We start from the raw sequence: 25,858 nt of genomic DNA on the forward strand, positions 1-25,858 counted from the left end.
AGCCCTCTCCTCGTTCGTGCGGACGCCGCCGCGCGGCGCCCCTCGGTGCCGGGACCGGAATACCGCCTCAATCCTGGCACAGCGGCCCGCCCGGCGACGGGGGCGGAAGCGGCCGGTGCGCGGCGTCACCGCGGGAACATTCCGGCGCGGCGGGCGGGGTCGGCGCACACGTCGCCGATCATCCGGCCGAGATCCAGTTCGGCGGGGAGCGACCGGTACGTCAGCCTGCACACCGGGGCGTCCCCCTCGAACACGGCGAAGACCGTCTGGCGTGGCTCCGGTTGGCCCCAGTGCACCGACACCGCGGGCGATTCGAGGTCGATCGTGCGCTCCTGCAGCCGGAGCATCAGGCCGTCCTCGCCGCGGTAGAAGACGACCTGCTGCTCGCCGATCTCCCCGTACACGCCGCCCGACGGGCCCGTCGCCGCGCCCATCGCCTGCAGCAGGCCGGTCGCGGGCTCGAACTGGGCCGTCACGCCGAACCCCGAGAACGGGTGCACCGTGATCGCCCGCGGTTCCTCGGTGGGGCGGTGATCGAAGCTGTTGGCGTAGCGGCGGGAGCCGTTGTGCGTGTCGTCGCCCTGGCCCTGGTGCGGGGTGCCGCCCGATGCGGGCGGGGGCATCGGGGTTCCGGTGCCCGCGTTCGGGTCGGTGCCCGGTACCGGGGTGGTCGTCGGCTGGGTGCCGGTGTCGTTGCCGCGCCAGTCCGGGATCGGGTTGCCCTGGTACGGAGGTGCGCTCAGGGGCTGCCCCGGCTGATAGCCGGGTGCCGAAGGGCCCGAGCCGTTGCCGGAGGTGCCGCCGGGCTGGGTCGGCTCCGGTGGGGTGATCGGTCCTGGAGTGGTCGGCGGCCCACCCGGCGCGCCGGGATCGCCCGGCGAGTGCGGCGGCAGACCCGGCGAGTCGGGACCACCCGGCAAAGTCGGTGACCATTCCGGCACGCCGGGGCCGGCCGGCGGCCGGCCTGGCACGTCGGGCCCGCCCGGAGGCCAACCGGGCACGCCCGGCCAGCCAGGGTCTCCCGGCTGCCCAGGTGGCCAACCGGGCAGATCAGGACCACCCGGCTCACCCGGCGGCCAACCCGGCAGATCAGGACCACCCGGCTCACCCGGCGGCCAACCCGGCAAGTCAGGACCACCGGGCTCACCTGGCGGCCAACCCGGCAGACCGGGGTCGGTTGGGGGTGTGCCGGGGCCTCCGGGTGGGGTGCCGGGATCGGTGGGGGCGGGGGGTTGGGACGGGCCGCCGGGTGGGGTGCCTGGGTCGACCGGGGGGATGGTCGGCCCCGGGGTGCCGCTCGGGGGCGGGGTGCCGCCGCCGGGCGGGGTGCCGCCGCCGGGCGGGGTGCCGCCGCCGGGCGGGGTGCCGCTGCCGGGCGGGGTGCCGCTGCCAGGTGGGAGGTTCGGGCGGGGCGGTTCGCCGCCGTCGGGGCGGTGTGGAGGCGGGTTGGCGGGGGGCGGGGGGTTCTGCGGGGGCTGGGGGGTGGCGCCCGGGTCGAAGGGGAGGTCGCGGACCGGGATGTCCAGTAGGGGTGGGAGTTCGGGGTCGAAGACGCGGGGGAATTTGGGGAGGCGGGAGCGGAGGATCGGGCCTTGCCGGTCCGACGTGGCGTCGGAGGCGTCGTCCGGATCACTGCCGGTCGAGTCCGAGTCGTCGGAGCCGCCGTCGTTGGGGCCGCCGTTGTCAGGGCCGTCGCCGGGATCGTCGCTGTCCGGATCATCACTGTCCGGGTCCTCGTCGTTCGAATCGCGGTCGGATCGCTCTCCGGCACCCGCACCCTCGTCATCCGAACCACCGCGTGCGGTATCGCCGTCGGTCGGGCCTGCGGGACCGGGAAGCCCGGGCATACCGGCGGCTTGCCCAGGAGCTTCCTCGGCGGCCCGACGCCGGGCGGCGTCGAGTTCGGCGTCGATGCGGTCGAGTTCGGCGGCAGCGGCGTCGGCCCGCTCGACCGCGTCTTCGAGGGCGTTGACCCGGTTGTGCCAGGGCTCCTGCTGATCCAGGCGGAGAGTGCGGCCGCGCAGATTGTCGAGGGTCTCGGCGAAGGGACGGTCAGGGTCGCCTGGAGTGCCGATGTCGGATTCGTCCACCGGGAGCCCGGCCATGGCCTCGGCCTGCGCGGCTTGCGCTCGCGCCAGTTCGGCGGCGGCGGCGTCACGGTCGCGGGTCAGCCGCTCGACCTCGGGATCCGGCTCGGCTTCGGGCCGACGGAGCTCCGCTTCGATGCGCGCCAGGTCGGCGACGGCCGCGTCGTGGCGTTCGACCGCGGCTTCGACATCGTCGATCCTGCGGTGCCAGGATTCCTGCTCGGTGAGCGGGAGGGTGCGGTTGCGCAGGTCTTCGAGGGTCTCGGCGAGGGGGCGGTCCGGGTCGCCGGGGGCGCCGATCAGGGACTCGTCGACCGGCACCGCGGCGAGCGCGGCGGCGCGGGCGTTCTCCGCCCGCACCAGTTCGCGGACCGCGGCGATCCACTCCCGGGCGAGCCGCAGGTACTCGGCGTCGGCCGTGCTCGCGGGCGGCGCGGAAGCCTCGGGGCGGGAGTCGGTCTCGGCGCGGCCGTCCGGTGCACCGGGCGCGGGCGAATCGGGCGTGGCAGCGGCGGCGGGCGGGTCGGCGGCGGCGGGCGGCGCGGCCGTGTCCGGCGCCCCCGACGGGCGCGGCCCATCCCCCGGTCCGAGCGTGCGCGGCCCGTCCCCCGGCCCGAGCGCGGGCGGATCGTCCGACCCCGGCGGCAGGAAGTCCCGCCGCGGTGCGAGCGGGTCGATGGCGTAGGGGATCCCCGCGCGCCAGTCGGTGAGCGGCGGGCGGTCGGCGTCCCAGTGGTGGCCGAGGCCGACGGCGTGCGTATTGGCGTCCCGCCAGGTGGCACCGGGCCGCGCGGCCAGGAACTCCGCCTCGGCCAGCGCGTCGTGCAGCAGCACGAAGTCCTGCGGGAGCGGCTCGCCCGCCTTGAGCCGGTTCCACGCCTCGGCGATGTCGGCGAGGCGGTCCATCGGCCGGTGCACGTAGCGGCCGGTGGGGTCGGTGTAGTCGCGGACCAGGTGCTCGTCCCGCATGAGGTGGTTCTTGATCTGCTCGAGCTGCTCGCGGGTGAAGTGCGGGCTGTCGTCGCGCATGTACCCGCCGAGGATGCGGGCGATCGCCTGCTCCGGCGTCTCGCCGCTGCGCCACTCGGGGGCGAGGTTGTCGGGGTAGCGCGGGTCGAGCATCAGCTCGCGCAGGTCGGCGATGGTAGCGCGGATGGCGTCGAGGTCGTCGGTGCCGAAGAGCGGGGCGAGTTCGTCGGCGAGCCGATCGGTCAGTTCGTCGAACCTGGCCAGCTGTGCGGCGACGTCACCGGCCGGGTCGATGCCGGAGTGCGGCCGCACCAGCCGGTCCCTGACCGCCTCGACGACCTGCATGGCGAGGTCGCGCTGCGCGGCCGCGCGCGCCTGCTCCAACCCGACCGCGATGCGGTCGATGTCGGTGTCGTCGGCGAGGAACCGCTCGTACTCGGCGTCCGCCCACTCCTGCACCCGCCGCCAGTTCGCGACGTCGCGCTCCCAGGCGCGGCGCAGCGCCTCCGGGATCTCGACCCGCTCACCGGGCTGGGTGTGCTCGGCGGGGTCCCACGGCCGGTGCATGGGCTGCCGGTTGCCCTCGGGCGGGGCGAACCAGGGGTAGTCGCGGAACACCGTGCCGAAGGGGGCGATGTGCCGCAGCCACGGCCTGGCCAGCACCCAGCGCCCGATCTCCGGGTGCCGCTGGATCCACGCGCGCACCGCCGGGTGCTTGGGGGTGAGGGCGGCCATCAGCAGCAGGCGGGTGATGTTGTAGGCGTCGTCGCCCCAGTGCTGGGTGAAGACGGTGTACCCCGGCGGCAGCTGCGAGGTGTCGTACTGCGAGTACGCCTGCGGCATGTGCGTCGGCAGCAGGCTCTCCGGGTACTGCCCCGCGGGCACGTCGTCGGTGAGCAGGGTGATGTCGTTGACCAGGTCGCCCATCGCCCAGCCGCTGACCCCGTCCGGCAGGTCCTTGGCGGAGAACTTGGCGGGCAGGTCGCCGCCGTCCCGGCCCGCGACCCAGCCCGCCCGGGTCGGGTCGACGTCGTGCCACTCCCCCGCCGCGTCCCGCCAGCGGACCATGTCCAGCCGCCGCGCCTGCGACAGCCTGCCCGCCAGGCGTTCGACCTGCGGCGGCGGGATGGCCTCGACCCGGACCCGGCCTGCCCGGTCGGCGGTGACCCGCAGGTACTCGACGGTGGTCTCCGGGCGCATCATGGCCTGCGCCGCGGCCTGCGAGCGGCGCAGCGCCTCGTCGAGCGCGGCGTCGTGGTCGGCGCGTGGGCTCGCCGGGTCGGGGCGCGGGCCGAGCACGATGATCCGTGGGCGGTCCCCCGGCACCAGGCCGACGCGGTCGGTGACCATCCGGCCGCCCAGCTCAGCGACGATGTCGCGCCAGGCGCCCGCGAGCCGGGCCATCTCGTCCTGCAGCCTGCCGATCCGCTGGTGCGCCTCGTAGACGTCGCGGGCCGCGTCGGCGAGCGCGGTGATCTCCCGGAGCCGGGCGGGGACCTGGTCCGGGCGCAGCACGCCCGCGCGCAGCTCGGCGGGGACGGCGTCGAGCAGCGCGGCGACGGTGCGGTCCAGGTCGGGGCCGAGTGCGCGCTCGTCCGGGTTACCGTCGGCGTCGAGCACGCCGAGCCGTTCGGCGAGGTCGTCGCGCATGGCGCGGCGTGGCTTCACCGCCTGCAGTTCCGCGCCGCGCTGTCTGGCGAGGCGGTCGATGGCGGCGGCGATGTCCTCGCTGCCGGGGCGGTGCCGCTGGACGCCTGCGCGCTCCAGCTCGGCCAGCCGCTCGTCCAGCTGCCTGACCTGCTCGTTCAGTTCGTCGTAGCGGCCGGTGGCCTCGATGAGTTTGCGCAGGCGCTCCAGGCGGGCGCGGGTGACCGCGGGGTCGGCCGCGCGCTGTTCGCCGCGGCTGGTCTCGTCGACACCGCCGACGTCGACGCGGTCGGTCGCCGCCGCGGCGTAGAGCGCGCGGACGACGTCGTCCCTGACATCGGAGTCGCGGCGGACCCACGACCCCGCGTCGTCCACGCCGAGGTCGCGGGCCCGGTTCTCCGCCTTGGCGGCGACGAACTCGCGCTCGCGCGCCAGGTCCTGGCGCTGTCGGAGCAGGCGGTCGTACTCCTCGATCAGGCCGATCCGCTCCGCCAGGCGGGCGACCTCGGCGTCCGCCTCGACCAGCTGCGGGGCCAGCTCGGCCAGCTCGGCCATGGCGGGCGCCTGCTCGTCGGTGAGCCGCCAACCGGCGAGTTCGCGCAGGGTGGCGAGGATCTTGTCCGGGGCGAGCGCGGTGGCCGGGTCGCGGATCGGGAGTTCGGCGGCGAGTTCGGCGATGCGCCGGGCGATGGCGTCACGGCGGGCCACGGCCTCGGTGTGCGCGCGGACGGCCTCGGCGTCGGCACCCCGGTGCGGGGGTGCCTGGCCGTCCGGGTCGACGGTATCCGGGAGATCCTGCGGGGCGGGGCGGTTCGGCACCGGGCGGGTCGCGGGCTCGGTCCCGGATTGCCCGCTCGCCGGGGGCGCGATGGGCTCCGTGGTGCCGCCGGGCCTGACATCCGGCTGCGGGCGGGTCGGCTCCGAGACCGGAGGCTCCGCGAAATCCGGGGCACGGTCGGCCCCGGTAGCCGACTGCCGGTCGGACGAATCCGACTGCGGGTCGGGCGCAACCGGGGGCGGGGCGGGCGTGTTGCGGACGGGGCGGGTCGCGGGTTCGGGGCGGGGCGGTGGCTCCGGGCGGGCGGCGTCGGCGCGGCGGTGGGCGGCGTCGGCGCGCTGCCTGGCGGCGGCGAGCTCGGACTCTGCGCGGGCCAGCTCGACCTCGGCGCGGTCGGCGCGGGCGACCGCGGCCTCCAGCCGGTCCACCCGCTCGTGCCACGGGCCCTGCTGGTCCAGCCGCAGGGTGCGGGTGCGCAGGTCGTCCAGGGTGCGGGCGAGGGGGCGGGCGGGATCGTCGGCGCTGCCGATCAGCGCGTCGTCGACCGGGAGGCCGCGCATGGCCTCGGCCCGCTCGGCGCGGGCCCGCTCCAGCTCCGCGGCGGCGGCGTCCCTGCGGGCGGCGATCCGCTCGGCGGCGGCGGTCAGGCGGTCCGCGGCCGCGCGCTCGGCGCGTTCGACGGCCTCGGCCCGGTGCAGCGCGGCATCGAGTTCGGCCTCGACCCCGGCGAGTTCGGCCGCGGCGGCGTCGGCGCGGGCGACCGCGGCCTCCAGCCGGTCCACCCGGTCGTGCCACGGGCCCTGCTGGTCCAGGCGCAGGGTGCGGGCGCGCAGCTCCTCGAGCGTGCGCCCCAGCGGGCGGGCCGGGTCGTCGGCGGCGCCGATGAGCGCGTCGTCGACCGGGAGGCCGCGCATGGCCTCGGTGCGTTCGGCGCGGGCCCGCTCCAGCTCGGCGGCCGCGGCGGCGCGCTCCGCCGTCAGCCGCTCGACCTCGGCGATCGGCGCCCGCGCTGCCTGCTCCGGGGTGAGCGGGGTGGCGACCGGGGTGCCGTCGGGGTCGGTGCCGACGCGGAGTTCGGCGACAGTGGCGCCCGGTGTCCGCAGCAGGCGCTCGAGTTCGCGGGCGATGGCGGCGGCGTCGGCGTCGCGCTGCGGGTCGCCGGTGGGGGCCGGGTCGAGTGCGGCGGCGAGGGCGCGGCCCGCGCCGCCGTCCTGGCCACCGACGACGAGGATGACCGGCGGCGGGCCGTCGAGCACGCCGATGTCGTCGGTGAGCGGGCGGGCTCCGGCGGCCCGCAGCGCCTCCGGGCCGGTCGGCGCCGCCGGAGTGAGCTGCCCCTCCGAACTGTCGGCGGACCCGTCCCGGTCACCGGCACCGTCGTCGTCCGGGTCGCCCGCGGATGGCGGGGCGGGGGGGCGCTCGATCGGCGGGGTGCCCCCGCCACCGCCGGTCGCGGGGGCGGGCGGCGGGGTGTCGGTCGCCGCGCGCACGGGCTCGGACTCACCGGGGCTGCCCGCGCCGAGCAGCGGGGTGCCCGCGGCCCGCGCGGCGAAGGCTTCGAGGGCATCGATCTCCGCGGCCCGGCGCAGCACCTCGTCGCGCAGCTTGCTCTGTACCTCGGCCAGCTGCGCCGGGGTCAGCCGCTCGTGCTGCTCGAGTTTGCCGTCGCGGTAGAGCTCGTAGACGGCCGCCCACCGCGCCGCGTCCGCGCCGGTGAGGTCGACGCCGCTGATCCGCGCCCAGTCCCGGTTGGCGAGCAGGTCGCCGCGCGGAATCGCGGCGTGGTCGATGACGGGCAGGCCGCGCCGCAGGAACAGCTCGGTGAAGGCGTCGATGTCGCCGGTGAGCCCGCTCAGGTGCTGCATCGCGCGCGGGTGCACCGGGAACTCGACGTCGATGACGCGCGGGTCGGCGGGGTCGGCGTGCGCGTTCGGGTTGTACGGGTCGAGCGCGGCCAGGGTGGCCATGTAGTCGGTCAGCGCGTCCAGCAGCGCCGTCCGCGCCTGCGGGGCGTGCATCCGGGAGGCGATGGCGTCGCGCAGCGCCGCCGCGTCGAGGCCGCGCCAGTCGGGCAGGTAGCGGGAGAGGTCGGCGCTGTGCCTGCGCGGGGCCAGGTCGGCGGGGACCAGCCCGAGCCGAGCCGTCAGCCGCGCACGGGCGGCGTCCACCGCGGCGGCGTCCTGGCCGCGCAGCAGCTTGGTGTAGGCGACCAGATCCTGTACCTGCTGCAACCGCAGCGCGTTCCGCTGTCTCGGGTCGGCGAGGACGGCGGCGACCTGCTCGGGCGTGTGCCGAGCCGGGTCGAGGCCGAGCCGGTGCGCCAGCGCTTCCCGCGCCTGGGTCAGGGCGTGGTAGTCGTCGATGTCCCAGGTGCTGCGGGCGTGGTCGATGATGGCCTCGATCTGGCCGCCGCGCAGCGCGTTCTCGTAGCGCAGCCGGGCGATCTCGGCGCCGAGCCGCACCTCGTCGGCGAGGAGCGCGGGCGGGACGCCGAGGCGGTGCGCGAACTCGATTACGGTGGGCCGGAGCCGCTCCGGCGGCACGGCGTCGAGCACCGCGTCCCGGCGGCGGGTCGGCTCGTCGTCGGGGGTCGCCGCCTGCGGCGGGTCCGGCACCACGCGCCAGGGCTGCGCGGGGTCGTCGCGCACCACGGTGACCTCGGCCGCGGTGCCGTCGACCACCGCGCGCAGCTGCCGCACCTCGGGGGTGCCCGCGGCGGCGACGCGGATGACCCCGTCCTGGCCCACCACCGCGATCCGGTAGTCGACGGTGACCGTCCCGGCTTCCAGCGCCGCGGCGAGCGCGGGGTGGCGGCGCAGCGCGTCGGCGAGGACGCGGTCGTGCTGGAGCCCGCCGTCGAGCACCGCGAGCCTGCCGGGGCCACCGTCCGCGTCCGGCAGCAGCGCGATGCCCGCGTCCAGTGGAACGCCGTCGTGCAGCCGAATCCATTCGCCCGCGGCGAGATCGGCCAGGGTGGCGTCGAGTTCGCTCGCCTCGGCGTCGGCGCGGGCGAAGAGCCGCGCCTGCTCGCGGAAGTCCGCGAGCCGGTCGCCGAGTTCCCGGATCCGCTCCCGCTGCTCGTCGAGGGTGGCGGGCAGCCGGTCCGCGGCGAGGTCGTTCAGCTCGACCCCGAGCAGCTGGGCCCAGACGGCGCGTTCGTCCTTGATCTGATCGCGGCGCAGCGCGTGCTCGAAGTAGCCGGCGAGCCCGTCGTCCTGCGTCTGCTGATCGGGGTCGTAGAGGTCGCCCCACACCCGGCCGGGCTCGCTGCCGTTGTTCACCCCCTGCCAGTTCAGCAGCCGCACCTCGCCGCCGCCCGCCCGGATGACCTCCTGCAGGAACCTGGTCATCGGGTCGGTGTCGAAGAAGTCGACGGTGTCGCTGTACGGGATGGCGGCGTGCTCGGCGTTGTACCGCCCGGCCGACTCGGCGAGGCCGGAGAGCGCGCCGATGCGGCGCGCCTGCTGGTACTCCAGTTCCCGCACCGCGTGCAGCAGCTCCTCGATCGTCGGGCCGGGGGCGTCGGCGCCGAGTTCGGCGGCGAGCTCGGCCAGCCGCTCGGCGTGCTCGGCGCGGCGCTGCTCGGCGGCCTCCCGCTCCCGCACCATCGCCGCGGCCTCGGCGGAGGATCGCGGAAGCCGCTCCCCCTCCGGTGGCGGCGGCCCCGCGGCGGCGAGCGGCGGGGTCTCCGGTGCCCGCTCCTCCGCGTCGACCAGTCGGCGCAGGTCGTCGAGGTCGATGCCGAACTCGCGGCGCACCAGCTCCGGGTCGGCTTCGTCGAGCCAGTACCGGTACTCGCTGCCGTCCCTGGTGCGCGGCGGGTCGTAGTCGGCGGCGCGGTCGGGCACGCGGCTGGTGAAGCGCCGCAGGAACGGGATGAGCTCCCGCATCTTCCACATGGTCACAGCCTCTTTGGCGACCCTGGCCGGGTTGCCGCCGAAGGTGGTCAGCACCTGCACCTCGAGCACCATGCCCGCGAGGTGCACGATCTCCTGCTGGCCCTGCGCGTCCAGCCCGGAGCCGGACGGGTACTTCGGCGTGTGCGCCTCGAAACCGCGGCCGCGCAACCCGTCCCACAGGCGGCGGAGCAGCGGTTTGCGCTCGCCGGGGCCCGGCGGGATGGCCCGCTGTGGCGCGGGTGCGGGCGGGTCGATGCGGTCGCGGGTGGCGACGCGCCAGCGGCCGTCCTCCTGGTACAGCAGGACCGGGACCCGTTCACCGTCGATCTCGGCGGTGAAGCGGAGCGGGGCGCCGGGCGTGCCGTCCACGACCCTGGCGACCATGGCGAGATCCGCGAGGTCGGTGACGGCCTCGGCGGCGCGGCGGGCGGCGGCGCGCTGGTCGGCGATGACGCCCGCGGGGTCGCGGGCGATGGCGGCCGGGTCGATGCCGAGCCTGCCCGCCCAGCGGTCGCGGTCGGCCGCGGTGTAGGCGGCGCGGTCCGCCGGTGCGTCCGCGTGCCTGGTGACGGCGGCGGCCAGCGCCTCGACGGCCGCGGCGCGGAGCAGGGTGCGGTAGCGGAGTTCGGCGACGGTCTGCGGCAGGCGGTCCGGGGTGAGGTCGGCGCGGGTTCGGCCGAAGTGGTCGAGGAGGCGGTCGATGGCGTCGGCGCTGGAGGTGAGGCGGTGGCCGGTCTCGGGTGCCGGTGGCTCGGCGGCGGGGCGGGTCGGCGGGGTGAGGGCGCGCGGGGGTTCGGCACCGTCGCCGTTCAGCCCGATGCGCCGCAGGTCGGCCTCGATCTCGGCGAGCCGGGCCGGGTCGGCCTCGGTGCGCCAGTAGGGCTCGGCGCCGTAGACGGTGTCCAGGTCGATCGGGTCGAAGTCGGTGCGGCGCAGGCCGCGGATCGGCTCCGCGCCCGCGCCGAGGACGCCGCGGAGCGCGGCGATCTCGGCCAGTTCGGCGAGGGCGGCCAGTGGGTCCGGGTGGGCGCGCAGGTCGGGGTGCGCGAGGGCGTGCAGCAGGCGCTCGATGTGCGCGGTCACCGCCTCGGGGTGTGCGGGCGGGGTCATGGCGCGGTCCGCGTCGGTGAGGTCGGTGAGGAAGTCGTGGATCAGGCGGAGGGATTCCGGGGCGGGAAGGGTGGGTTCGGTCGAGGGTTCCGCGGGTGGGGTCGCCTCGTCGACGGGTTGCGTCGCTCGATCCGAGGGTTGGGTCCCTCGGTCCGGGGACATCGTCGCCGCTTGGTCCACCGACTGCGTCCCCTGATCCGCGGGCCGGGTTGCCGCGTCCGCGGGCCCGGAAACCTGCTCGACCGGGTGCGTCACCGGCTCGACCGGGTACGCGACCCCCTCGAGCGGGGGGCGGGCGGCATTGCGCTCGGCGCGCTGCGTGCGGACCGCGCGGGCGGCGGCGGGGTCTCCCGCGGCTTCGTGCAGGCGGGCGAGGCGCTCGGCGGCGTGGTCGGCGCGCCAATCGGCGATATCGGCGTATAGCCTGGTCCAGCGGTGCGCCGGGTCGCCCGCGGCGGCCTGCCGGTCGGCCGTGCCGTGCATCCAGTCAGCGTGCTCGGCGTCGGTCCTCGCCGTCCACTCGGCCTGCTCGAGGCGCATCCGCCGGTACCACTCGGAGGGCTCGGTCGGCTCCGGCCGGAGCGGGGGCCCCTGGTCCGGTTCGACGCGGGTGTCGCGCTGGGCGGCATCGAGCGCGGCCCGCACCTCGGCCGGGTCGACGGGCAGGACATCGACCCGCCCGGACGGGTCGCGGCGCAGCTCCGAGACCTCGGCGCCGTCGAGCACGGCGGCCAGCGGCGGGTGCGCGAGCACCGCTTCGGCGAGCGCCGCGGTGGCCGGTGCACCGTCCCGGCCGACGACGAGCACCGCGGGCGGCTCACCGCCGCCGACACCGACCCGGCCGCTGACCGGGGTCGCGCCCGCGCTCAGCAGCAGGTCACGTTCCACCTGCCTGATCAGCGCCGCCTCGGCGGCGGCGACCTGAGCGTCGGCCGCGGCGAGCCGCTCCGGGTCGCCCGCCGCGCGCGCCGCCCCCTGTTCGTGCTGCCCCGCGGCGAGCTCGGCGGCGAGCCGGGCGGCGGCCACGGAATCCCGCGGCGGCCCGGTGGGTGCCTGCCCGGAATCGGAGTCGGCCGCGCGCTGCTCGAGCATCCCGGTGCCAGGCTCCTCCGGACGGCGGAAGTGCACCACCGCGCCGGTGTATTCACCCGGCGCTCCCTCCAACCCGTCCGGCGGGATCTCGACCTCGGTGAAGCCGAACTCCGCGGCCAGCCGACCGGTGAAGGTCGCGGCGGCCGCCTCCTCGTTGGTGCGCAAGAGGTCGCCGATGGCGGCGTTGAAGGTGTCGAGGTTGTCGGTGAGCGGCCCGCCCGCGAACCACTGGCTCTCCACCACCCGCACCCGGTCGCCGAAGGCGGCGATCGCCTCGGCGAACATGGTTCGGCCGTCCGGGGTGCCCGGCCCGACGCGGAGGGTCAGGGTCAGCACCCCGTCCTCCAGCCGCGCGAAGAGCCCGAATGCCTTCGTGCCGCCGTACCGGTTGGCGTAGACGTTCCCGGTGCCGTCGAAGCCCGCGGGGATCGGCGGCTCCGGCACCGGGTCCGGCGCGACGTTCGCCGCGAGCGCGGCGAGCCGCTCCCGCACCCCGTCGTGCCAGTCGGCCCTGCCCAGCCGCTCGAACTCCGCCCGCAGCGCCTCGATCCGGAACTCCAGGTGCCCCACCTCGCCGCGGGTGAGCCGGTGCGGCCGGAATTCCGCGCCGCCGTCGTCGGTCGGGCGCAGGAAGTGCGCGGCGGCGAACGGGCTGAGCGCGTCGCCGCGCAGCCCGGCGAAGGCGTTCCGGTTGCCGATGGCCGCGACGGCGCGCCCGTGCTCGGCGACCTGCCAGCCGTCGGCGCCGCGGCCGGGTACGGCGGCGAGCGCGTCGAAGAGGCCGATGGCGCGGGCGCTCGGCGTGCCGAGGAAGCCGAACCGGTGCGGGTCGGTGTAGCCGGGGAACCGCTCGGCGGCGGGCGCGCCGGGCAGCTGCTCCAGCCGCACCACGGTCGGGGCGACCCGCAGCACCCGCGGGGCGTCGGCGCCGACCGCCGCGGCGAGCAGCGCGGCGAGTTCGTGCGCGTCGGCCTCGGCGACCGTCCGCACCGTCTCCTCGACCAGTACGGTGCCGTCCGCGTAGGTGATCCGCTCCTGCCGCAGCGGCCCGTCGGCGCCGGAGGCGAGCAGCTCGCGCTGCCGCACCCCGGACTCGGCGGCCGCCGCGACCACGTCGGCGAAGGAGCGGATGCCGTGCGCGGCGTCCCAGATCCGGCCGTAGGTCGTCGCCAGCTCCGGGCCGTCCGGCTCCGGGCGGTGCGTGCGCAGCTCGGGGCGGAGCGCGTCCAGGCCTGCGGCATTGGCGCGGCGGTCGAGTTCGGCGCCGGGAAGCGCGAGGTCGCCCGCGTCCGCCCGGCGTGCCGCGACGAAGGCGTCGGTGTAGCGCTGCTCCAGTGGCCCGACCGGCACGTCGTGCCCGGCGGCGCGCAGCTGGATCGCGGCCTGGACCGCCATGGCGTGGGCGCGCGCCTCGCCGTCCAGCATCCGGCCGATGTACTGGTCCCTGGTCAGCGTCATGCGTTCGTGCGCGGCGTCCGGGCCGGGGCGGTGCGCGAGCTCGGCGTAGATGGCGCCGCGGACCAGGGCGAGCAGCTGCGCCGCGGCGGTGGCGCCCGGGTCGAGCAGCAGGCGGTTGCGGGCGGGCGCGTACCGCTCGACGCCGTCGTCGGCGAACCGGATCTCGACCCCGAGCCGGTCGAGCGTTTCGTCGGCCCAGCGCCCGACCTCGGTCTCGGCCAGCGTGCGCCGGACCGCGCGGAGCTGGTCCGCGGCCGCGGTGTCCGCCGAGTCCTCGGGCCCGGGAGTCGGATCCGGCTCCGGGGGCGGCGCGGACAGCGCGGGCGGCTCCGCGGTGTAGCGGACCCGGACGGTGCCGCGGTGGTCGACCCGCACGTCGGCGTATTCGCGGATCACATCGGGGCGCACCAGCTCCGCCTCGGGCACGGCGCGCAGCGCGGCCGCGGGGTCGCCGACGATCAGCAGCCGGTCGGGGCGGCCGGGGAGCAGCACCGCGGCGGGGCCGAGCAGCCTGGCGCCCGGATGCCCGGCCACGGCGGCGCGCAGCACGTCGGCGGCGGCGACGGCGTCCGCGGCGGCTGCCCGGCGATCGAACTCCGCGTCGAGCCGCTCCCGCGCGGTCAGCAGGTCGGCCAGCCTGCGCAGGTCGTGCGCCCTGGTCAGGGCGGCGGCCCGGTCGGCGGCGGGATCGGCCGCGGCGGCGACGGCGCGGCGCTGCTCGGCGGCGAGCGCGGCCGCGATCGTGTCCGCGGGGGCGTTCGGGTCGATGCCCGCCTGCCGCGCGCGCCGCTCGAACTCCCGCGCGACCTCCTCGGCCCGCACGCCCGCGTCGTCCCGGTGCAGGGTGGCGCGCCGGATGCGCTCGGCCGCCGCGGGCTCGGGCAGGTGCAGCGCGATGTCCGGGCCAGCGGGCGGGGTGTGCCGGATCCGGTCCCAGACCTCCCCGTAGTGCGCGCGGTAGTCGGGCCTGCCTTCGTCGGGGCCGTCGGCGAGCAGGGGCAGCAGCGCGTCGGCGGCGACCAGGGTCGCGATCCGGGCCCGCTCCGCCGCGGGCACCTCCGGGTTGTGCCTGGCCAGCGACTCGAGCACACCGTCGCGGACGTCGCGGTAGTGCTGCTCCATCCGGGGCGCGGCGACCTCGTGGCCGCGGGCGCGCAGCTCCTCGGCGAGGTCGAAGCGCCGAGCGTGGGCCAGCGCCTCCTCCTCGAGCATGGCGCGGACGAAATCCGCGCGGCGCATGGTGCGGACGGCCGCGTCGGTGTAGGCGGTCTCGCCGGAGACGAACCGCTCCGCGTGCACCGACTGGTGGGCGAGGGCCATGGCCTGCCGGATGTGGTCGGCGTCCCTGGTGTAGGCGACCGCGGCCAGCTCGGCGCGCCGGAACTCGCCGAGGCCGCCGTCCGCCGGGTGGCTTTCGTCGAACCCGATGCGGGCGGGGCCCGCGTCGAGCGCGGCCAGGATCGCCCGGCCGGTCGGGGTGCCCGCCAGCAGCTGGCGCACCTGGTCGCCATGGTCGTCGGCGACGGTGCCGACCCGGACCGGGATCTCGCCCGCGGGCGCGTCGGCGTCGGCGAGCGGCGCGGCGGGGCTGCCCGCTGCGTCGTAGACGACGGCGCTGATCGCGCTGACCCCGGCGGTGCCCGGCGGGAACGGGCGGTCGCGGTTCGCGCCGGGGTCGCGGACCAGCAGCGTGCCGTCGGCGTTGTGCAGCACGTAGGCGTGCGCGCCGACGCCGTACCCGTCGACGCCGGTGTACTGGTCGATCACCAGCGCGGCCGCGCCGGGGCCGAGCTCGAGCAGCCGCGTCGCGATGCTGTCGTGGCCGGTGAAGCGGGTCGGAGCGGCGCCTGCGGCCGCGGTCAGCTCGGCCTGCGTCACCCCCTCCGGGCCGATGGCTCGCTCGAAGTCGCGGATGACGGTGCTGCCGGTCAGCGCCCGGATCAGCGACAGCGCGAGCTCGGCGCACCGGCCGCGCCCGGTGTCGCGCCGGACCGGCTGCGCCGCGTCGCTCGCCGCGGGCGCCTCGGGCCGCGCAGGCACGTCGACCGCGGCCCCATCCCGGCCTGCGCCGTCGCGCGGCACGGCACCATCGCGGAGTGCGGCTTCGTCCCGCGGCGCGCCGGTACCGCGCGGCGCGGGCCGGGCGGCGGTGCCGTCCGGGGCGGCGATCCGCTGCCGGTCGCCGGGGTCGGCGGGGCGCGGGGCCGAGCCGTCGGGCGCCGCGGACGGGTCGGCCGCGCCGGTCCCCCGGTCCCACTGCTGCCCGTACCAGGCGTCGTACCTGCCGGTGGCGGCCAGCGTGGCCCTGATCCGCTCGGTGCCGTCGGCCGCGGCGGTCCCCGGCCTGCCGCGGTAGGCCCGCTCGAGCGCGTCGGTGGGCAGCCGGTGCCCGAGTTCGCGCAGTTCGCGGCGGAATTCGAGCTCCCTGCGGTGCGCCACCGCCTCCTCGGCCACCATCCCGGACAGGTAGTCGGCCCGGCTCACCCGGTTCCAGGCGGCGGCGCGGTCCGGCGCGGTGGCGGCGGCGTCCAGGTGCGCCGCGGCGTGCACCAGCGCGCTCGCGAGCTCCGGGTCGGCGGCACCGGGGTCGAGGACGAGCGCCTGCCGCAGCGGGGCGAGCGCGGGGGCGGCGCCCGGCTCGTAGCCGATCTCGATGCCGTTGCGCCGCAGCAGCTCCGATGCCCAGCGCCCGGACTCGGTCCGGTGCATCAGGTCGAGGACCCGCGCGGTGCGGCGGGCCGCGAGGGTGTCCGCCCGGTCGGCGTTCTCCGCGGCCGGGTCCGGCGCGGGCGGCTGCTCCGGACCGGCCAGCGCGGCCGACACCAGCTCCGCGACCTCGGCGGGCAGCCTGCGGTCGGCGAGCACCTCGAGGAAGTCGAGCCCGGCCCTGAGCTCGACGTCGAGCAGCCGCAGCTCGGTCTCCGGCCGCAGTACCGCGTCGACCAGCGCCGGGTCGGCGGCGAACGCGGCCGCCAGCGCCGCGGGCGCGTCCTGCTCCTGCGCCACCACGAGCACCTCGCCCGCCCGCACCCCCACCCGGTCGGTCACCAACCGCGCCTCCGGTCCGCCGCCGAGCAGGTGGGCGAGCGCCGCGCGGGCGGCGGCGTCGGTGTACGCCGCCGCGGTCCTGGTCACCTCGTCCTGCCTGACCACGGTGCGATCCGCCGCGTCCGCGATCTGCAGCACCCCGTGTTCGAGCCGGAGCAGCGCCTCCTGCCTGCCCCGCAGCGCGGGATCGGCGGGGCGGAGCACCCCGAGGTCGTCCGGGTCGACGCCGAGCAGCCGGGCCAGCTCGCGGCGCTCCCGCGTGAGCTCGGCCACCAGCGCGGGCAGCTGCGCGGCCGCCCGGCGCGGTGCGGGCAGCCCGGCCCGCTCGTGCGCCGCCACGTACTCCTCGTAGACGACGGCGATCTCGCGCATGGCGACGATCCGGTCCCGGTTCAGCGCCTGCAGCAGCGCGGCCTGCTCCGGGTGCAGCGGCACCCGGGTCGCCTCGGCGTACCTGGCGACAAGCAGGTCGTAGGCGTCGTCGAAGGTGTCGCGGTAGACCGCGCCGGTCTCGGAGTCCGGGTCGTCGAAGGCCAGGCGCACCGCGTCGGTGCCCGCGGCCTGCGCGGCGGCCCGCACCTCGTCGGGGGTCCCGGTCGCCGCGCGGGCGGCCTCGTCGTACGCCCGCCGATACTCGGCCGCGAGCGGATCCGGCGGTCCCGGTTCGATCCCGGCCGCCCTGAGCTGCGCGTCGAACTCGAACTCGCGGGCGAAGGCGGCCGCCTCCTCCCGCATCCTGGCATCGCGGAAACCGTCGCGGCCGAGCGCGACGAGATCGGCGGCGCCGCCGTCGGAGCGCCCCTGCGCCGCCCACTCCACGTGCACGGCCTCGTGGACCAGCGTGCGGGCGACCTCGGGCACGCCGTAGCCGAGCGTCGCGACGAGCACCCGCAGCCGGTCCGGGATGAAGAGCCCGATGGTGTGCCCGACGACCTCCGCGACCTCCGGGTACTCGTCCGCGACGGCGGCGCGGCGCAGGATCGCGACCGTCTCCCGGCCGATCGGCGTGCGGCGCAGCAGGTCGTGCACCTGGTCCCAGGCGTCGTCGCGCAGCGCGCCGATCCGCGGCGGCTCGGCGGCGGGCGGGTCGGTGCGCAGCGCGCCCGGCTCGTCGACGTCGCGGCCGTGCGCCCGGTCCCAGGCGCGGGAGTACCGGTGGCGGGGCTCGTCCTCGTCCAGCGGCAGCCGGAACTCGCGGGCCAGCTCGTCGGCGCCCGCGTCGAAGGCCCGCCGCCATTCCGGTCCCGCGGCGGCCGGATCGGCGCGCAGCGCGCGGCCCCGGTCCCCCGCGGCCTCGGTGTAGACCCGCTCGAGGTGGTCCACCGGGATGTCGTGGCCGAGTGCGCGCAGCTGCGCCCGCGCCTCCATCTCGACGGCGTGCGCGTAGGCCTCGTCGCGCAGCATCGCCGTGACGTAGTCGGTGCGCGGGAGCGTCATGAGCCGCGCGGTCGGGCTCACCGCCTCCGGGCGGACGGCGGCGTCGGCGTGCGCCGCCGCGTGCGCGAGCGCGAGCGCCTGCCTGGCGGCGGGCAGCCCCGGGTCGAGCACGAGCACGCGGCGATCCGGCTGGTACCTGGTCTCGCCGCGGGTCTCGTAGCCGACCGTCACCCCGGCCCGGTCCAGGATCTCGCCCGCCCAGCGGCCGATCGGGGTGCGGTCGAGCAGCGCGCGCACGGCCGCGACCCGCTCGGCGGTGTAGGCGCCCGCGCGATCGGTGGGTGCTGTGGGCTCCCGCCGGTCGGCCCACTGCCACTCCGGCTCGCCGCGGTCGGCCGGGCCGTCGGCCGGGTAGACGAAGGCGTCCCCGGAGTCGGTCACGTCGATGGCGCGGTACTGGACATCGGTGGCCGGATCGCGCAGCGCGGCCGCCACCTCGGGGTCCGCGGCGGCGGCGTCGGCCAGCGCGAGCGCGAAGTGCGGCGCGGCCCGGCCCGCGACGAAGAGCCGCGGCGGCGCGCCCGGCACCAGGACCACCCGGTCGGTCACCGCGCGGGCCCGGTCGGACAGCTCGGCGCCGAGCCTGCCGAGCACCTCCCGCGCCGCGGCGTCGAAGGCGAGGCCGCGGGCCGCGCCCGCCGCTGCCCGCGCGTGCTCCGCCCGCTCCAGCGTGTCCAGCAGCGTGTGCGCGTCGAACTCCCGGCGCAGCAGCGCGGCGCGCTCCCGGGATGCCGCACCCCGGAGGTCCGTCGTGGCGATATCGGCCTCGGCGAGGCCGTACGTCGTCGCGAAGACCTCCCGCTCCAGCGCGGTGCGCCGGTCGAGCAGCCCCGCCAGATCAGCGTCGTACCCGCCGGGGGCGATTCCGAGCGCCGTGCGCACCCGCTCGACCTGCGCGTCGGCGCGCTCCGCCACCCGTTCCCACGACCGCGCCTCGGTCGCGTGCGCGTGCACCACCGGCGCCGCCGCACCGAGCGGGGCCTGCCAGGCGAACAGGCCGCTCGGCCGCCGCGGAGCCTCCGCCTCCCACGCGGCGCGGAACCTGCTCGCGTAGTCGGCGCCCGGCGCGGGGTGCGCCAGTACGTGCGGGACGAGGGCGTCGATCGCGGCCTCGTGCGCGTGCGCCCGCAGTACCTCCTCGGTGCCGAGCGGCACCCGATCCGCCGGGCGCCGGTGCGCCATCACCTCCGCGTCGGCCCGCAGCTCGGCGAGGCGCTGGGTGAAGGCGTCCCGGTAGACCTCGGCCAGCGCGGGGGCGATCGGCGGCAGGTCGTGGCCATCGGCGCGGAGCTCGGCGAGGAAGCGGAACTCCTCGGCGAAGGCGGCCGCCTCCTCCCGCGCGGCCCGCGCCACGTACTCGTCGAGCGGGAGCCGGAGCAGCTCCACCGGGTCGTGCGGGCTGCGGCCGGTGACGGCGATGCGCGCGTGCGCGGCTTCGTGCACGACCGCGGCCGCGGTGCGGTACCGGTTGCCGTTCTCGGCCCATGCCTCGGAGCGCTGGTGCGAGTACCTCCCCACGGTGTTCGAGCCCGGCTCGCGCGGCCCGAGCTGCACCGGGATGCGGTTCCGGTGCAACAGCTCCAGCGCTCTCCGCCCGCTCTCGGTGGCCGCCAGCAGTGCGCGAACCTGCTCGGGGCCGTCATCGAGCGCGGTGCCGACGCGCCCGGCGACCACCGCCTCCGCCGGGGTGCTCCAGCCGGCGGCCTGCGGCTGCAGCGGCACCCCGTCCCGGTCGTAGAGCACCGCGGAGACCGCGGCCAGATCCGGCCGGGGGGCCGGGTCGAACTCGCCGCGCACGCCGCGCGCCGGATCGGAGATCTCCAGGTAGAGCTCGCCGCCCGGCCGTTCCCGCACGGTGAGCTGGTACGCGTGCGAGCCGACCCCGAACCGGTCCGTCGGCCCGCGGTAGCTGTCCACGACGAGCGCCCGCGTGCCCGCGCCGTGGCCGAGCAGCTCCGCCGCGAGCGGCCCGTGCGGGGGCGCGCCGGGTTCGGGCGGCGGCACCCCGCGCAGCGGAGCCCCCGCCGCGACCTCCAGCTCCGCGCCGGAGAGCCCCTCCGGCCCGGTCGGCCACGGCACCCGGATGTGCCCGCTGCCGGTCTCCGCCCTGATGTCGCGGAGGGCGAGCCGGACGCAGTCGCCCCGGTCCGCGGGGCCGCTCTCCGGTGTGCCGTCGGGCGTGCCGAAGCGGTCGCCGATCGCGGTGACCGCGGCCAGCACCGCGCGCATGCTCCTGCCGTCGGCTTCCTGCCCCGGCGTCAGCATGTCGAGGTCGACGGCGGGCGCGGGCGTGTCCGGCGCCGTGTCCCTGCCGCGCCGCCCGAGCAGCAGGTCCAGATCGCCCTCGGCGCCGAGCCGGTCCATGGTGAGCCGGTCCCAGCTCGCGACGAAGGCGCGCCGCGCCTGCGCGGTCTCGTGGCGCAGCCGGGCCGCCAGCCGTTCCGGCGCGTCGGCGCTCGCCCGCAGCATCGGCCCCAGCTGTGCCTGCAGCCTGGCGTGCACCGCCGCGACCGTGTCCGTGTGCCGCTGGTAGGCCGCGTCCAGCTGCGCCACGGCGCGCCGCAGTTCGGCGTCGAGCTGCGCGACGGCGTCGGCCCTGGCCGGATCGAGGGCGGGCGCGGCGGTGTGCCGCCGCGCCAGCTCCTCGACCTGCGCCACCGCCGCACGGTGCCGCTGCGCCGCGGCGGCCCGCTCCCGCTCCATCAGCCGGGCGAGCCGCTCCAGCTCCTGCCCTACCTGCTCCCGCACGCGCGCCGCGTCGTCGCCGGGCGGCGGGAGCTCGGTGAGCGGCACCGCGCCGTCGTAGTCGAGCCCGGTGGCGGCCGGGACCGGCTCGGCGCGGCGCCCGTTCGCGCGCTGCCATGCCTGTTCGTAGAGCGCGCGGTAGCCGGGGCCGTCGACCGCGGGGCCGGTCCGGCCCAGTTCCCGCGCGAGCGCGTCGGCGCCGCCGAGCATGCCCGCGGACCACAGCGTGTCGACGGCGGCCGGATCGGCCAGGAAGGCCGCCGCGTGCGTGGCGCGGAACCCGGTGTCGTAGATCCGCTCCAGCCGATCCGCGGGCACCTCGATCCCGATCTCGCGCAGCTGCTTGCGCAGCTCGATCTCGATGGCGTGCGCCCGCCCCTCCTCGTGCAGCATGGCGTCGGCGAATCCGGCGCGCGAGCGGTGCAGCCGCTCGGCGGTCGTGCTCGCCGACTCGCGGAACCGCGAGGCGTCGGCGTGGATCGCGGTGTGCGCCAGCGCCAGCGCCTGGTCCACCCGGCCGAGGCCGGGGTCGAGGACGAGCACCCGCCGGTCCGGCAGGTAGCGCGGCTCCGCGCCCGACTCGTACCGCACGCCGACCCCCGCCGCCGTCAGCACCCCGTCCGCCCACCGGCCGATATCGGTGCGGGTCAGCAGGTTCCGCACCGCCGAGACCTGCTCGGCGGTGTAGGTCGCGACCCGGTCGGGCTGCGGCACCGCCGCCGGGGTGCGCTCGGACGCCGCCGGGAAGTGCGGCGCGGCAGGCTGCTCGTCCGCGCCGAGCCGCTGCACCGTCACGCTGCCGTCCCGATGCAGGTCGACCACGAGCCGCTGGATCGCCACGTCCGGGTGGGCGAGCACCGCGGCGACCTCGGGGTCGGAGCGCACCGCGGCGATCGCCTCCGCCGGATCGGCCCGGCCCACGACGACCACCGCGGGCGGTTCCCCGGGTTCGATCGCCACCTGCTCGTTCACCCTGCGGCCGTCGGCGCCGAGATAGCCTGCGACCACCTCGTCCGTCGCCCTGGTCAGCGCCGCGCGCCACGCCCGATCGGACGCGCTCCGCTCGTGCCGCAGCTGGTCGAGCGCGTCCAGCAGCGCGAGCGCGTCGAACTGCCTGCGCTGCAGCGTGGTCCGGTGCGCCCCGGCGTCCGCGGGCAGCACCGCGTCGCCGAGGTCGGCGAGCTCGACCCCGAGCAGCCTGGCCAGCAGCGCCGATTCGTCGGCGGTGCGCGCCAGCACCGCCGACGCCGCCTCCTCGATGCCGGACGGCGACGTGGCGGCCGGGATGCGCAGCCGCGCCGCCAGGTCGTCGATCCGGTCGGCTACGGCGTCCTGCGTGTTCTCGCTCGCCCTGGCGAGCACGGTCAGCTCGTCGATGGCGGCGCGCACCGCGGGCGGCATCTCCGCGTACAGCGCGCCGGGGGCGTCCTCGTGCGCGCGGTTCCAGGCCCGGGTGTACTTCTGCTCGTAGGAATCGCCGCCCACCCGGTCCGCGGTGCCGACGTCGCGGGCGATCGCGTCCACCGCCGACTCCCGCGCCCGCGCGGTGAGCTCGGCCTCCGTCGCGGCCGGATCCTGCTGCCACGCGCTGTTCATGGCCTTCGCGTACTCGATCAGGTATCTGCTCTCGAAGGGCTTGATCGGCACCCGGTAGCCCGCGTCGCGCAGCTCGCGGGCGAACTCGAACTCGCGGCCGAAGGCGGCGGCCTCCTCGCGGACCATCGCGGCGACGTAGGCGTCGCGCTCCAGCGTCAACAGCCGCTCGCGGGTGTTCGCGGTCCGCCCGGTCGCGTCGTACTCCGCGTGCACCGCTTCGTGGATCAGGGTGAGGGCCTGGTCGATGTGGTCGCCGGAGTCGGCGTACACGGTCGCGGTGAGCTCGTCGGAGCGGTAGTGGCCGGAGACGTACTCGTGGGCAGGCTCGAACGAGTCCCGGATCCGGTGCCGCCGGAGCGCCGCCAGCGCCTCCCGCCCCACCGCGCTCTGCTGCAGCAGCGAGCGCACCTGGTCCGGGTAGTCGTCGAGCGAGGTGCCGATGCGGCGGCCGGTCGTCGACTCGACGTCCGCCGGGTCGGCGCGCACCGGCCAGTCCGCGGCGGCGGGCCGCACCGGGACGCCGTCGCGGTCGAACAGGACCGCGGAGACGCCGGTGAGCTCGCGCGGCGTCGCCGGTGGGAACCCGCCGCGCCTGCCGTGCGCCGGGTCGGAGACCTCGATGGCGAGCTCGCCGTCCGGCCCGGCGCGCACCGTCAGGCCGTAGGCGTGCGCGCCGACGCCGTGCTCGTCCACCTGGCCCGCGTACCGGTCCACCACCAGGGCCCGCGCGCCCGCACCCAGCCGCAGCAGCTCGGCCGCCAGCGGGGTGTGCGGCGATCCGCCGCCGAGCACCCGCGGGACGTCGCGCAGCGGGGCGCCCGCTGCGGTGGCCACCTCGGTCGCCGACATGCCCGCGAGGCCGACCGGCTCCGGCACCCGGATGCGCTCGCTCCCGGTCGCGTCCCGGATCTCGAGCAGGGTGAGCCGGGCGCACTCGCCGCGGTTCGCCGCCTCCGGCTGCGTGCCGTCCCGAGGCGCCACCACGGGTTCCGTGCGGGTCGCCGCGCCGGTCTCCGGCACCCGGACCGGAGGAGGGTCCACCGGGGGGACGAGGACGACCGTGCCGTCGAAGTCCGGATCCGCCGCCCGTCGAGACGGGCCGGGAGCCGTGCCCGGCTCCGTCGCCGCAGCTCGATCTCCCGGCGCGGGCCCGCGCCCGTTCCCGTCGTAGGCGCCCAGACCGTCGCCTGCCCGCGCGGCGCCGTCGGCCCGCGATCCGTCCGCGGGCCGAGCCCCGTCCTGATCCGCCGCCCTGCTCCCGGCCCCGTCCGGATCTGCCGTCCTGTTCCCGGTCCCCTCCGGGGAGGCCCTCCGTCCCGCGACCCCGTCCTCGGGCCTACCCCCGGCGCCGTCACCGTTCCTGCCGCTCGGGCCATCCGCAGTCCTTCCTGCGGCATCGTTGCTCGAGCCGGTCGCGCCGCGCTCCACCGTTCTGGTTCCGCCACCGTCCCCGGGCCGGGCCGCAGCACCATCCGCGGCCCTCGTGCCCGGACCGTCACCGGACCGTGTTGCGGCGCCGTCCCCGGTTCTGGCCACGCCACCGTCACCGGTGCGGGCCGCTGCGCCGTCTCCGCTGCGCGGCTGGGTGCCGTCCGCGCCCCGCGCAGCGGGATGCTCGCCGCGGCCTGCGGGGCTCGGCTCGGCCGGGCGCTGCGGAGCGCTCTCTGCCGCGCGGGCGGGCGGGCCGCCGTCGGCGCGCGCGGTGGTCTGGCGGCCGGGCTCGGGCTCGGTGCGCGGCGCTTCGGTGCCGGTGCGCTGCGCCGACGCCGTCCCCTCGCCGGGGGCGGGACGGCCAGCGGGCATCTCGGCGGCACCGGCTCGACCCTCGAAGCGGTGCGGTGCGCTGCCGTCGGCGCGCGGGCCTGGCACGTTCGCCCTCGCCTCGCCCGACCGGACCTCGCCCGACCGGACCTCGCCTAGCGGCCGCGGGCCGTCGGCGCGCGGTGCGGGGGACTGCCCCGCGGTGCGTGGCTCGGCTCCCCGTGCGTCACCGCCGGTCGCGCGGCCGTCGGCGCCCGGCCCGACCGGTGAGCTTCCGCTGCTCTGCCCCGATGTCGCCGAGCTCGGCGCACCGGTCGTGGTGCTGCTTCCCGCGGCACCACCGGGCGCCGCTCCCGCGGCTGTACCACCGGGCGCCCCACCCGTTGCCGACATACCGGGCGCCCCGCCTGCGGCCGGTGCGCCGGGCGCTGCGCCGGCGGCGGCACCGGGTGCCGTATTCCCTGCGGCACTGTCCCCGGGACCGGCGACTTCACCGGTCTCCAACGGCCTGCCCGCCGTATCCGCGGCGGTCGGCTCGTCGGCGGCGGCACCCTCGGTCCGCCCTACGTCGCCGCGCGCACCGTCCGGCCCGGCCGCCGATCCGTCGCTGCCCGCGACCACCGGCTGATCCCGCCCGGTCGCGCCTGCTTCGTCGGCCGCCCGCGCCCCGTCGTGCGCCTGCCGGTCACCCTCGCTCGCACCGTCGGCGGCCGCCGCGGAATCGGCCCCCCTGGCACCGCCGCCGTCACCGGACGGCGCGGGCTCCCCCGGCAGCCCGGCCCGCGCCTCCCCCTCGACGCTCGACGGCCCACCGCCGATCCGCCCCTCGTCCTGCTCGCCCGACCGCCCGCCGTCCCCCGCACCGCTCCCCGAGCCGTCACCCGAACCCGAGCCGCTCCCGTCACCGTTCCCGGCCCCGGACCCATCGCCCGAACCCGAGCCATCACCGGCCCCATCCCCTGCCCCGGACCCGTCACCGGCCCCGTTCCCGGACCCCGAACCCGACCCGTCACCGGCCCCCGAACCGCCACCGGCACCATCCCCTACCCCGGAACCGGCACCGGACCCTGACCCGCCGCCAGCACCATCCCCTGCCCCGGACCCGTCACCGGCCCCTGAACCACCGCCGCTCCCGCCACCGGCACCATCCCCGCCCCCCGAACCGCCACCGACCCCATCACCGGACCCATCCCCACCTCCGGAACCACCCCCACTCGGATACAACTCCGGATGCCGCCCCTGCCACCACGAATCCGCCCTGGCCCGACTCGCCCCGGTGAGCGCCCCACTCGCCACCCCACCGCTGATACTCCGCCAGTCGAACTGCGAGAGCGAACGGTTCAACTCCTCGTTCGCCTTGTCCCACCCCTCGGTCAACCCGGTCGACACATAGGGCACGAAGGTGCCCGCCGCCCACCCACCCCAGGCACCGGTGAACCCCGCGGTGGCGCCGACGACGGCGCCGTCCCGCCACCCCATGGGCGGCGGGATGACCCCCTCCGGCAGCGGCGGCCGATTGCGGGAGAGCGCGCGCCCGGCGAGGTTCCCGCCCCACTCGCCCGCCATGGCACCGGCGGCGGAGCTGAGCGCGGTCAACCCGACCTGATCCCAGTTCATGTCCTTCCGGTGTCCCTCGCCGACCTGGTACGCCTGGATGCCGACTTCCTGGACGGTGCCGATCACGGTGTCGATGGCGATGTGCCGCACCAGGAAGGTCGCGAGTTTCCGCCCGACGACCCTGGCCAGCAGGCTGATGATGCGGTTCATCAGGTTCTGCGCGAGGATCCGCAGCGCGATCCTGGTGATCCCGACCGCGGCGGCCTGCACGGCGGGTGCGGTCGGCGGGAAGATCCACGCCGCCAGGATCTCCGCCGCCAGCAGCGCCAGCGACGTGTAGAACATCAGCTGCGTGTACTCGAGTTCGGTGCCGAACTCGTCCGCCATCCCCGCGACCGCGGCGAACTGGTTCGCGAGCGCCTCGATGGACGAGTCCCCGGTGCGCATGCTGTCGAAGGCGGTGGCCATCTGTTCACCGCCGACGCCACCGGGGTAGGCGCTCAGCGCGAGCCCCTTGGCGGCGTCGATCTCGGTCAGGATGGCGCGCAGTTCGTCCGCCGCGGCACGCCAGTCACCGGCCAGCGCCCACATCTCGTCGGGGTTGCCCTCGGGGTAGTCGACGCCGACCACCGCCTCGGCGAGCCAGAGGAGTCCACCGGGTAGGTCAACCATCG

1 protein-coding gene is annotated in these 25,858 nt (G+C 77.4%); it reads right to left on the reverse strand.

What is annotated here, in order from left to right; all coding sequences use genetic code 11:
* Window positions 1–125: 125 nt before the first annotated feature.
* Complete coding sequence (locus ACFUUZ_RS03960) at window positions 126–25,856, reverse strand: hypothetical protein (RefSeq protein ID WP_378692302.1); 25,731 nt, start codon at window positions 25,854–25,856, stop codon at window positions 126–128.
* Between the last annotated feature and the right edge of the window lie 2 nt (window positions 25,857–25,858).

Source organism: Nocardia sp. NPDC057353, from assembly GCF_042667085.1.
Taxonomy (GTDB): domain Bacteria; phylum Actinomycetota; class Actinomycetes; order Mycobacteriales; family Mycobacteriaceae; genus Nocardia.